Source organism: Lysinibacillus sp. NPDC086135, from assembly GCF_044746345.1.
Classification (GTDB): Bacteria; Bacillota; Bacilli; order Bacillales_A; family Planococcaceae; genus Lysinibacillus.
Genome location: NZ_JBIVCA010000025.1, coordinates 60,530 through 72,686 on the forward strand (window position 1 = coordinate 60,530; position 12,157 = coordinate 72,686).

At 35.9% G+C, this 12,157-nt stretch carries 10 protein-coding genes and 2 riboswitches; of the genes, 7 read left to right on the forward strand and 3 right to left on the reverse strand.

Annotated elements, in window-relative coordinates:
• Positions 1 to 60 precede the first annotated feature (60 nt).
• From ACIPKN_RS23880 to guaA, 5 genes are all read left to right on the forward strand, one after another.
• Complete coding sequence (locus ACIPKN_RS23880) at positions 61 to 741, forward strand: ABC transporter ATP-binding protein (protein ID WP_400940948.1); 681 nt, start codon at positions 61 to 63, stop codon at positions 739 to 741.
• 239 nt (positions 742 to 980) lie between these two features.
• Positions 981 to 1,925, forward strand: coding sequence for an AAA family ATPase (locus ACIPKN_RS23885; RefSeq protein ID WP_400940951.1), 945 nt, complete (start codon positions 981 to 983; stop codon positions 1,923 to 1,925).
• Positions 1,922 to 3,103 (forward strand): DUF58 domain-containing protein, encoded by a 1,182-nt coding sequence (locus ACIPKN_RS23890; protein ID WP_400940953.1) that lies wholly within the window; start codon positions 1,922 to 1,924, stop codon positions 3,101 to 3,103. The genes ACIPKN_RS23885 and ACIPKN_RS23890 overlap by 4 nt, the downstream gene beginning before the upstream one ends.
• Positions 3,100 to 5,286, forward strand: a complete 2,187-nt coding sequence (locus tag ACIPKN_RS23895) for a transglutaminase TgpA family protein (RefSeq protein ID WP_400940956.1) — start codon at positions 3,100 to 3,102, stop codon at positions 5,284 to 5,286. The genes ACIPKN_RS23890 and ACIPKN_RS23895 overlap by 4 nt, the downstream gene beginning before the upstream one ends.
• A gap of 35 nt (positions 5,287 to 5,321) precedes the next feature.
• A riboswitch (purine riboswitch) is annotated at positions 5,322 to 5,423 on the forward strand.
• Between the two features lie 157 nt (positions 5,424 to 5,580).
• On the forward strand, positions 5,581 to 7,131 hold the full coding sequence (guaA, locus tag ACIPKN_RS23900) for a glutamine-hydrolyzing GMP synthase (protein WP_142510341.1): 1,551 nt from the start codon (positions 5,581 to 5,583) through the stop codon (positions 7,129 to 7,131).
• Between the two features lie 47 nt (positions 7,132 to 7,178).
• Here the strand turns inward: guaA and ACIPKN_RS23905 are convergent, their stop codons facing one another.
• From ACIPKN_RS23905 to ACIPKN_RS23915, 3 genes are read right to left on the reverse strand one after another with little or no spacing between them, the layout of a single operon-like run.
• Positions 7,179 to 7,721, reverse strand: coding sequence for a DUF7010 family protein (locus tag ACIPKN_RS23905; protein ID WP_400940958.1), 543 nt, complete (start codon positions 7,719 to 7,721; stop codon positions 7,179 to 7,181).
• A 10-nt stretch (positions 7,722 to 7,731) separates the two neighbouring features.
• Positions 7,732 to 8,148: a hypothetical protein gene (locus tag ACIPKN_RS23910; RefSeq protein ID WP_400940961.1), complete on the reverse strand. Its 417-nt coding sequence runs from the start codon at positions 8,146 to 8,148 to the stop codon at positions 7,732 to 7,734.
• Positions 8,145 to 8,585 (reverse strand): LytTR family DNA-binding domain-containing protein, encoded by a 441-nt coding sequence (locus ACIPKN_RS23915; protein ID WP_400940963.1) that lies wholly within the window; start codon positions 8,583 to 8,585, stop codon positions 8,145 to 8,147. Before ACIPKN_RS23915 ends, ACIPKN_RS23910 begins: the two co-directional genes overlap by 4 nt.
• 439 nt (positions 8,586 to 9,024) lie before the next feature.
• Here ACIPKN_RS23915 and ACIPKN_RS23920 point away from each other — a divergent pair, with 439 nt between their 5' ends.
• Complete coding sequence (locus tag ACIPKN_RS23920; RefSeq protein ID WP_400940966.1) at positions 9,025 to 9,693, forward strand: MOSC domain-containing protein; 669 nt, start codon at positions 9,025 to 9,027, stop codon at positions 9,691 to 9,693.
• 226 nt (positions 9,694 to 9,919) lie between these two features.
• A riboswitch (purine riboswitch) is annotated at positions 9,920 to 10,021 on the forward strand.
• A 132-nt stretch (positions 10,022 to 10,153) separates the two neighbouring features.
• Positions 10,154 to 11,458, forward strand: a complete 1,305-nt coding sequence (locus ACIPKN_RS23925) for an NCS2 family permease (protein WP_142510346.1) — start codon at positions 10,154 to 10,156, stop codon at positions 11,456 to 11,458.
• Positions 11,459 to 12,157 lie beyond the last annotated feature (699 nt).

The following is a 12,157-nucleotide window of genomic DNA, read 5'->3' on the forward strand; positions in this document are numbered from 1 at the left end:
CACAAAGCCGATTCAGGACGCAATTATGCCGAGGTATAATTGATAGAAAGGGGAAAGAAGATGATGCTTTTAGAAACAAAGAAGTTATCGAATATCTATGATAATAATAGAGGTCTTCATGAAGCCTCCTTTTCTTTACAGGATGGGCGTATTTTAGCGCTTGTAGGAGGAAATGGTGCTGGAAAGAGTACTTTAATTCGCCTGCTTACTGGGCAAGAAAAGCAAAAATCAGGAGAAATAATATGGCATAAACCACAAGCTATTCGATATATGCCTGACGATGTGGACTTTCCGTCTATGTTAACAGCTGCAGAAATTTTGCAACTACTTGCCTCTTTAAAGAAAATTGGCAAAAAGGAACAGGAAGATGTACTGAGACGCGTAGCTTTATGGGATGTTCGAAAGCAAAAAGTGAAGCATTTCTCAAAGGGGATGCGTCAACGGCTTAATCTCGCTCAAAGTTTACTTGGTGACGGTTCTTTGCTTATTTTAGATGAGCCTACGAATGGTCTTGATCCTTTTTGGATTGCGGAGTTGAAAAAAATGATGCTAGAGGAAAAAGCAAAGGGCTGTACTGTAATTTTTTCTACGCATTTGCTTGCTTTTGCGGAGGAAATAGCGGACGATGTGTTAGTTTTACATGAAGGAAACATACTTATTTCCGGTGATTTACAGGAAATATTATTACAAGAAAACTCATCCTCGTTAGAGAATTTATGGTTAAAAAAATTAAATCTGTAACATTTTGATAGGTAATAACGTTATACTAAAAGATAGGTTTGTTTGAATTGTATTCAGACAAGCCTTCTTTTTCATGCTGAAGTATTATTATTTTTCTCGCTATGTGCTCAAGCTATAGTGATGGAGCAATAGATGTGTGTTTCATACTAATTGTGTTACTAAACATATTTCGTTATTCTTAAATAAGTTGTCATGCAATTCGAACAATTGCAGAAAATGAAATAGGAGGTTTTTGATTTATGAATTCACAAATACAAGATGTATTAGAAAATATAGAAAAAGTAATGATAGGCAAAAGAGAGGTTGCAGAGCTCAGCATAGTAGCTTTGCTGGCAAGAGGGCATGTCTTGCTTGAGGACGTACCAGGTGTTGGTAAAACGATGATGGTGCGAGCACTGGCAAAATCCTTTGATGCACAGTTTAAAAGGATTCAATTTACACCTGATTTATTACCGTCTGATGTTGTAGGAGTATCTATTTATAATCCAAAAACGTTGGAATTTGAGTTTCGACCTGGTCCGATTATGGGAGATGTCATTTTAGCTGATGAAATTAACCGTACGTCTCCTAAAACACAATCTGCTTTACTTGAGGGGATGGAGGAAGCATCTGTCACGATTGATGGTAAAACCTTAATAATCAATCAACCATTTTTCGTTATGGCCACTCAAAATCCAATTGAGCATGAAGGAACATATCCGTTACCAGAAGCACAGCTAGACCGTTTCTTACTAAAAATAAAAATGGGCTATCCTTCAAGAGGACATGAAGTGGAAATTCTCCGTCGTGCTGAACATGGTAAATCAATTGAAAAAATTGAAGCGGTGCTAACAGTTACGCAATTAAATGAATTGCAGGAGCTCGTACAAGGTGTGTATGTTGAAGATTCGATCAAAAACTATATGGTCGAACTAGCGACTCAAACAAGGGAAAATAGCTATGTATATTTAGGCGTAAGTCCTCGCGCAACGATCGCTTTAATGAAAGCTTCACAAGCTTATGCATTTATAAAAGGGCGTAGCTATGTTACTCCTGATGATGTTCAATATTTAGTACCATTTGTTTTTAGCCATCGTCTAGTATTAAAACCAGATGCTCGTTACGATAACGTTACGGCAGAGGAAATTATTGAGCGAATTATTGCGAAAACACCTGTGCCGACAAAGAGGTTTGCAGAGCAATGAAGAAATGGCGAGCTTTAATAGAGAAAAGTAAACATTTCTTATTAGTATCTTTGTTAATGATCATAACGTTTTGTTATGCCATGTTCCAAGGAGGGTTTGTCAGCTGGTTTGTGTTTTTTTCAGTTAGTCCGTTTTTGTTATACGCATTTATTTTTTTACTGGTGAAAGAAGATATTTTACTAGTGGAACGCAAAATTGAGCCCTCCCATGTAGAGAGTGGACAATCTGCTAAGGTTACAATTACCGTGGAACGAAAAACACGCTTTCCGTTTGCTTATATGATGATGGAGGAACTTGTGAACAGTGAAGCCCTTGTTCAATCGAGGGTGCAAGGAACGAATAGCATTAAGTTCGTTGGCTTCAGGAAAAAATTTAGCTGGGATTACGTGTTGGAAAATATGTCCCGTGGCGAGCATCGTTACTTAGGTGTTACTATTGTTTTCTGTGATTTTTTTGGCTGGGCAAAAAAGCGAGTTACGGCAGAAAAGGAACAAGTCATTTTAGTTTACCCGAGAGTACGCGAGATGAGATATGCCGCGCTTCAAACAAAATTTGATGTTGGTACAATGATGTCACCTTATTCAATTGTTAAGGATACATCTATGGCTGTTGGCTTACGTGAGTATGTTCCAGGTGATCGTTTTTCGTGGATTCACTGGAAATCATTTGCGAAAACACAAACATTGCAATCTAAGGAATTTGAAGATCGTCAATCGCAGGAGTTAATGTTGGTACTCCATGCTGGAAAATCTCCGTTATTTGAAGAAAAAATTGAGCTTGTAGCTTCGATGCTACAAACAATTGTCGGAGAACGTGGAGATATCTCATTTCTTTCAGCCGGTTCGAACACGAAGGTGTTTCCGATTATCCAAGGTAATAAGCAGCTAGATCAAATAATGCATCATTTAGCTGCTATAAAACCTGCTGAAACGGTCAAATTTCAATTACGAGATCAGCAAGTGTTTAAGCATATTGCAACATTACTGTATGTTACGAGTGAAGTATCAGATGAATTACTTCATTCTTTAGCCAATATGGTGAAAAGCTGTATTTGTTTTGTAGTAGCGGAGCAACCACCTATGCAAACAGAGTTGGCGAAGCGATATAGACAAATTCATGTTGTACATGTAAATCCAACAGATTATTACCATCTGTTCACGGAGGTGATGAAGCCGTGAAAAAATCACTAGGAAATTTTATAGAATTAGCAATAGCATACGTAATAATTTTTCTAATTTTACGTGAATGGCTTATTCCTGTAATGCAGCTGACGAATACAGGCTTGGTTCATTTGTTTTTAGTGTTTATCGGTCTAGCATTGATACTCAGCTTATTTCAAGTACATCCAATATTGTCGGGATTAATGAAATTTGGTTATATTACTTGGTTTATAGTGTTTGTTTATAGTGAAAGTCCCTTTTTTTCAGGACAGACAATACCATTTTTAATACATGAGTGGAAATGGAATATGACGACCATTCTTTCGGGCGATTTTGGACAAGTTTCGGATTCATTTAGAACGGTGCTATTCCTTGCGCTTATTTGGATGTTAATATACCTAATTCATCACTGGATAACAGTGCGGAAAAATATATTCTATTTCTTCGCGTTAACTGTATTCTTTATTGCCACACTAGATACGTTTAGTGACTATGATGGAAAGGTAGCGATTGTTAAAGTACTTGTGCTTGGATTAATAATGACAGGTTTGCTTTTTGTTAAAAGTTTATGGCTTCAAACAGATGCACCGAGCAATGTAATAGGAAAGTGGAAACTGGTTATTCCAATGATCGTTTCGGTAATGCTCGTTAGTTCAGTGGCATTCTTTTTACCTAAGACAGGACCAACATGGGCTGATCCAGTGCCTTTTATTAAAGGAGTTGCGGGGCAAGGGGGCTTTGGAACAGGTGCAAAAACAGTTGGTTACAGCGAGGATGATAGCCGATTAGGAGGACCGTTTCAAGGTGATAATACGCTAATTTTCACGGCAACTTCTCGTGATCGTCATTATTGGCGTATAGATACAAAGGACACTTATACTTCGAAGGGTTGGATTCTTTCGAAGGGGAACTTTGGCAAAAATGTTTACCAAACAAATACCCCTATTCAAACTTCGTTACAAGTTGGATCTTTAGAAAAAGAACGTCAAATTCAAATAGACATTGCTACTCCAATGCCATTTTTATTGCAAACGTATGGTATGATATCTGTTTCTGCCCAAGATTCACCGCTGTTTATTCAGGATGAACGCACTGAAAAAATAGCAATAGAACAACAGAATGGTGAATCAAAATTATTGTCTAACTATAAGATTTCTTATAGTGAGCCAGAATATAGCATGAAGCAGCTTCAAATGTCTAAAACATCTACGTTAGAAACATTAGATCCTTCCTTTAATCGTTTTTTACAATTGCCAAATACAGTTCCGCCACGTGTAGTGAATTTAGCGAAAGAAATCACACACGATAAGGCTTCAGTATATGATCAAATAAAAGCAGTTGAAAGTTATTTTTCATCTCACGGCTTTAGATACGATAAAAAAGAAGTAGCAATTCCGGCTGAGGGACAAGATTATGTTGATCAGTTTTTATTTGATACTAAAGTTGGCTACTGTGATAATTTCTCAACATCAATGGTGGTCCTCCTACGTTCAGCGGGGATACCCGCACGTTGGGTAAAAGGCTTCGCACCGGGCAAGCCTGGTCGAATAACAGATGGTTTACAGGAGTATCAAATTACAAATGATAATGCACACTCATGGGTCGAAGCATATGTACCTGGAACAGGCTGGATGGAGTTTGAACCGACAATTGGATTTTCTAGAAATATGAATATCAATTATGATATGGAGCAAGACACTCCTCAGCAGGAGCAAGTACTGCAGCCAGAAAAAAAACAAGAGCAACCAAAGAAGAAAGAACAAGAGCCGAAGAAAGAAACATCTAGCTCAATGTCGTTTAGTTTTGATTCTGTTTGGACGTGGATGAAAAAGCTTACTTATGTATGGATTGCTCTAGGCATTTTGATGGTCATCGCAAGCATTGCTTTGTTTATGCAACGTAAAACGTGGATACCTAAAATGCAAGTACGAGCATTTCGTAAAAAAGAAGCGGACTGGACAAATTTTGATGCTTCATATCATGTTTTAACGAAGCAATTATCTCGTATTGGATTACGCCGGAAAGATGGCGAAACATTACGTGCATTTGCTACAAGAGTAGATGAGTCGCTAGAGACAGAAGAGATGCAAAAACTAACTGCTGTATATGAACAACATATTTATGGTAAGGATAAACAAGAGGTTGATTTTATGGAACTGAAAGAAAGTTGGGAAAATTTAATCAATCGCACTATCAGTTGATTTTGATGGGTACAAAGAGTAAAATGAAAAAAATTATATATGATGAGGATTGCTTTCATATAAGTTCGATAATAAGGTTCGGATGTTTCTACGAAATCACCGTAAATGATTTCTCTATGAAGGTGAATGTTTTGGTTAGGTGAGAAGGTTAGTAATTAGTAAATCACTTTTCTTTGCTACGCATTCGCCTTTATAAATTAGAGCTTATGAACGCGTAGGAAGGTTTTACTTTCATACGCGTTTTTCTTTGAACATATGAAAAGTCCTTTAAAAATAGTAGAAGAGGTGGATATATTGTCAGCAAGCCCTTTATTAGAGCAAGAAAAAATCGTCGTTCTTGATTTCGGTAGCCAATTTAACCAATTGATTACGCGTCGTATCCGTGAATTTGGTGTTTTCAGTGAGTTACATCCTCATACGATTACAGCTGAAGAAATTAAAGGTATGAACGCAACAGGCATTATTTTTTCAGGTGGTCCAAACTCAGTTTATGACGAAAATGCCTTCCATGTAGACCCAGCTATTTTCGAATTAGGCTTACCAATCTTAGGTATTTGCTATGGTATGCAATTAATGGCACATACGCAAGGTGGTAAAGTTGAAGGTGCTGAAACACGTGAATATGGTAAAGCAGAAATTAAAGTAACAGCTTCAAACAAGTTATTCGGTAACTTACCAACTGAACAAATCGTTTGGATGAGCCATGGAGACCATGTAACAGAAGTACCTGCTGGTTTTGAAGTAATCGCAACAAGTGCTGCTTGCCCAATCTCTGCAATGGCAAATGTAGAACGTAAACTATATGCAGTACAATTCCACCCGGAAGTACGTCACTCTGTATACGGTAACGACTTATTACGTCAGTTCGTATTCGACATTTGTGGAGCAAAAGGCGATTGGTCAATGGCAAACTTCATTGAACTTGAAATCGCAAAAATCCGCGAAATAGTAGGCGACAAAAAAGTATTATGTGCACTTTCTGGCGGTGTAGACTCATCAGTTGTTGCTGTGCTAATTCATAAAGCAATTGGCGACCAACTAACTTGTATGTTCGTTGACCACAACTTAAACCGTAAAGGTGAAGTTGAGCAAGTTATGAAAACATTTACAGAAGACTTCGACATGAATCTTATTAAAATTGATGCACGTCAACGTTTCATGGATAAACTTGCGGGCGTTTCTGATCCAGAGCAAAAACGTAAAATTATCGGTAACGAATTTATTTACGTATTCGATGAAGAAGCAGCTAAACTTGAAGGAATGGACTTCCTAGCACAAGGTACGCTTTACACAGATATCATTGAATCTGGAACATCAACTGCACAAACTATTAAATCTCACCATAACGTTGGTGGTCTTCCAGAAGACATGCAATTCCAATTAATTGAGCCACTTAACACATTATTTAAAGACGAAGTGCGCGCACTAGGATTAGAGCTTGGCCTTGACGAAAAAATCGTTTGGCGTCAACCATTCCCAGGTCCAGGTCTAGGAATCCGTGTACTTGGTGAAGTAACAGAAGAAAAACTAGAAATCGTACGCGAATCTGATTTCATCCTACGTGAGGAAATCGCAAAAGCTGGTCTTGATCGCGACATCTGGCAATACTTCACGGTATTACCTGACATCCGTTCAGTTGGCGTAATGGGCGATGCACGTACGTATGACTATTCAATCGGTATCCGTGCAGTAACATCTATCGACGGTATGACTTCTGACTGGGCGCGCATTCCTTGGGATGTACTAGAGAAAATCTCTGTCCGCCTAGTAAACGAAGTAAAACACGTTAACCGCGTGCTGTATGATATTACATCTAAGCCACCTGCAACGATTGAGTGGGAATAATCCCCTCATTTGATTTTGAATAAAAAGCTAGTCTGATTTTTTTCAGACTAGCTTTTTATTTCTTTTTTTAGCATTAAAAATAAGAAAAGTACACCAATTTCTACGATTAACGAGACAAAAATAATATTTAAATGGAAGAAAATTATACTTATCAAAATCGCTATACAAATAATTATTGAACTATATCGATAACTTTTTGATTGATAAAAGAATGAATACGGTAACAAATGTGCACCGTAAATAATTGCATATACAGGTAAGACCCACATAGGTGCTTTAATTAAAAGAAGGATACAAATAATTAAATATAAAATTTGATTGTTTGTTGCAATCAATAGTCCATTAATCAATGGATTTTCTTTATAAAATAAATCAACATTTAATATTTTGGCACAAAGAATTGACACAGGAAACAACAATGCACCGCAAGATAAAATACCTATATTTTTTATCATTAAATCTAAAGGCAGTAACGCGATTACTGTGATAACTCCCCAAATAAATATTGAGGCCATTATAAAAGGAAGCCCCTTCCTTTGTTTCTGAGCAATATCATTTAATAGTACTTGTAAGCTAGTATTGAAGTTCATTTCAGTCTCCTTAATTTTCAAGTGATCTGTTCAAACTATCCGCTATTTTTTTATTTTCATATTTTGAGAAAAAATAAAATCCGATGATATGACCAATCAACGTTATCAATAAAATTAGCAATAAATAAGGTTTAATAATTGCAAATACTTTCAGTGAAAAAAGATATACACTTCCTATGCCACAGAAAAAATTCAAAAAAGTACTAATAGTAATTTTAAATGTTACTTTTAATGTTGAGTAGTTCCACAAATATGGATAAGCTATACCAAAAACAATCCCCATTAGTACGCTAATACCAATTAAATTCCAAATGTAAAGAAAGTTGACTATTTCTTCGTGAAGATTAAAAATGGTAATTAAAAAAACAATCCAAATCAACCCCAAAAATGAAACGTATAAAAAGCTGTTTTTTAAGTCTTTTATCATATTAATTTCTCCTTAATAGATTTTGCATAATGTCTACTGACAATATACTTATTTTGTTGTTTTGTAATAACTTCCAATCTAGCATGACTTCCCGAAGCAAATGAGCGTATTTGATGCAAATTTAAAATCATAGAATTATTGATTCTAACCAATCCGAAAGATTCCAAGTAAGATAATTCTTTTAAAATCTTATTCAGCAATAGTTCTGTACCATTTAATAAAAAGACTTTGGTGAAATGACCAGATGCTTCAATTGCCTCGATGTTATTGAGTTCAATCATAACCTGACGATTTGTTTTGAGATCTGTTGCGCTTAATGTTGTAGATTGAAAAAATTGCTGTTCAATTGTCGATAGCAATTCTTTATTCGATGGATTACTGATAATCTCAATTTCAGAAGATGATTGATTGTTTTTCCAAATGTAGTTGAATTTCATGTGGATCTCCTTCCTGTTTTAATCATAACAACACTTCTCGGTACTTACGACGAGTTTTCGTTTTGTTGCAAAATTAATAGGTTTTGTTACAACGTTGATTCAGTAAATTTAAAGCTACAGTTTTCACACCATCAAAAAAAGATTTTCAATTGGTGTTTAACTTCAGCAATTATTTCTATAGCGAAAGCGAAGCGACAGGTACAGAAGTAGCTGGTGAGATGAATACATGTTTAAGTTACTTTTCAGCAGATGAAGAAGTTAAACTGATTGTATATTTTTATGGAATTAGGAGTTGAGAAAGTAGAGGATGTTAAGCCACAATAAATTATAGTTTTTGAAATTCTTTAGTTTAAGGATAATACTTTCGAAACGTTAGGTATAGTAAACTAATGAATATAAATAGGACTCTATGTCGTTGTTTAGTTTAGGAGGGACGGAAATGGAAAAAAATAAAGCGATGATTCACACACTTGCTATTGGTATGCCGAAAGAATTGCATTATAGTAATGGGCGCTCAATAATTACAGGGATTGAAAAACGAAAAGTACAAGAAGTATATTTGTCTGCTCGTGGATTTGAGGGAGACGATGTAGCAGATAAAAAACATCATGGTGGTCCTGATCGTGCCGTTTGTTTATATCCTGCGGAGCATTACATACAATGGGAACAGGAACTTGGTAAACCGTTGCTGACAGCAGCATTCGGTGAAAACTTAACAGTAACGAATATGTTGGAAGCGGATATTTGTATTGGTGATATTTATAAAATAGGTGATGCTGTCATCCAAGTTACCCAAGGACGTGTACCTTGTAGTACGATTGATAAATATGCAGAGGCGAACATTTTACTTAAACGTTTAATTGAAACAGGTTATACGGGCTTCCTTGCTCGTGTACTGGAAGAAGGGACAATCTGTGCAGATTCAAAAATTGAATTAGTGGAAAAGCACCCTGAAGGTATTTCAGTTTTACATTGCAACGAAGTGTATTTTAAAAACAAAGACGCACTTGCGATGAAACGTATACAAGTAGTTGATGCATTAGCAGAAGATTGGAAACGAAAATTAGAAAAAAGAGTTCAACTCTTGCAAAGTAAAGTGATGAACTAAACATATGTTGCTCAAGGGAGCTCTATTAAAATCCTCAAGAATTCGAATGAGTTCTAGGGGATTTTTTATTTTATAACTATCGCTAAAACGTTCAGTCTTGACCTATTTATGCAACGATTTCTTAAAATGTGAACATTAAATAAGGATTTTACACGAACTTTCGTGTAGATTTTATAAAAAATGTTCGGAAATAGGGTTGAAATCTGAAAAGTGAAATGATATATTGATTGTAAATTAAATATGTCGTCGTATAATGTCGGGGATAAGGCCCGTGAGTTTCTACCAAGTTACCGTAAATAACTTGACTACGATTTTAGTTATATATACCAATATATAGACACTAATTGATTTCACGCTATAGTAATGGTGAAATGTATCGTAGACATGCGACTAGTAGAGTAGTCAGCGTGTTTTTTTTGTTTTCGATATTGAAGACGACCATACGGAGGATTTCTTTAAAATGAAAAAGTATTTCATGTTCGATGAATTAGGAACTAATTATCGCCGCGAAATAATAGGTGGTATTACAACATTCCTTGCTATGGCTTACATTTTAGCTGTTAACCCTGGTATGTTAGAAAATGCAGGAATGGATAAAGGAGCTGTATTTGTAGCTACAGCATTAGCGGCTGCAGTCGGTTCTCTGATTATGGGTATTTTCGCTAAATTCCCAATTTCACTTGCTCCTGGTATGGGCTTAAACGCATTCTTTGCTTTCACTGTAGTTGGAGCGTACGGTATTCCATGGCAAACTGGTTTAACAGGTGTTTTCTTCTCAGGTGTTATCTTTATCATTCTTTCGTTAACAGGTATTCGTGAAACAGTCATTAATGCAATTCCGGTCCAACTTAAATATGCGGTTTCAGCAGGAATTGGTTTGTTTATAACATTTGTAGGGTTACAAGGAGCTAAGATTATCGTTGTTAGCCCAGCTACATTGGTTACTTTAGGAACATTCTCTGGTTCAACTTTACTAGCTGTATTCGGGATTGTCCTTTCAATTATTCTTATTATTAAACTACGAAGTATTGGTATTTTCTTAGGGATGGTTATAACAGCAGTTGTTGGTATGATTACAGGTGTCATTGTACCTCCTACAGCAGTTGTTTCAGCAATTCCAAGTGTAGATTCTACGTTTATGGTAGCTTTAAAACCAATTTTCAATGACTTTGATTCATTATTAAACGTTAAATTTTTAGTAGTTGTCTTAACATTCTTGTTTGTAGATTTCTTTGATACAGCAGGTACTTTAATGGCAGTTGCGACACAAGCGGGATTAGTAAAAGATAATAAATTACCACGTGCAAGCCGTGCATTGATGGCTGATGCTCTTGCAACAACAATTGGTTCTTTATTTGGTACATCAACAACTACAGCATATGTTGAATCAACTTCTGGTGTAGCTGCAGGTGCTCGTTCAGGTTTCTCTGCTGTTGTAACGGCAATACTATTCCTGGTAGCATTATTCTTCTCACCATTACTCGCTGTAGTTACTCCAGCAGTAACAGCGCCAGCTCTAGTTATTGTAGGTGTTCTGATGGTATCTTCATTACGTTTAATTGATTGGGATAAATTCGAAATTGCAGTACCTGCTTTCTTTACTGTAATCATGATGCCTCTTGGTTACTCAATTGCTACTGGTATTGCAATAGGCTTTGTCTTCTATCCAATAACAATGCTTTTAGCGGGTCGTAAAAAAGAAATTCATCCTATGATGTACGGATTGTTCTTTGTTTTCCTTGCATACTTTATATGGGTACGCTAAATATAAATACACAATAGAAAGATAAACAGCACCTCAATTGTTGACTAACAATTGAGGTGCTTTTCTTATTGAAGAATTAAAAACTATAAAAATATAAAACAATCTTATTGATAAGAGATCAGGAGGAATTGAATTAACTGTTTATAATGTAAATGTAGAATGTATAACATTCATGTGTAGTTGAATTATATACTATAGAAGAAACTCCCTTTAACTCCTTTCAGTTGTAGAGGAACTCAGTCGTTGTCACGTCCTATGGAAAAGACTGAGCGACCAACCAACCAACCAACATCATGTTGGCCTAAAGCCTCCGACCGATTTCGGACGCAATTATACTGAGGTATAATTGATTTATTTGGAATAGTTTTATTTTAATAAATCTCTTGCAAACTTAATATTAAGGTGATATATTTATAAACGTTGTTACGAAACAACAACAGCTAAAAAAAACTACTAACATAAATGATTGACATAGAGTCAACACTATGTTAAAGTAAAGTAAGTCACTTAAATGCGACAAACTAATGAACCTTGAAAACTGAACAAGCAAAACGTAATCAATAAAGTTTTTAGTAGCTAACCTCGAGTTAGTGAACGAAACAATATTTTGGACATCAAACATGATGCCAGCAAAACAATTTGAGCTAATCAAATTTCTTTTTATGGAGAGTTTGATCCTGGCTCAGGACGAACGCTGGC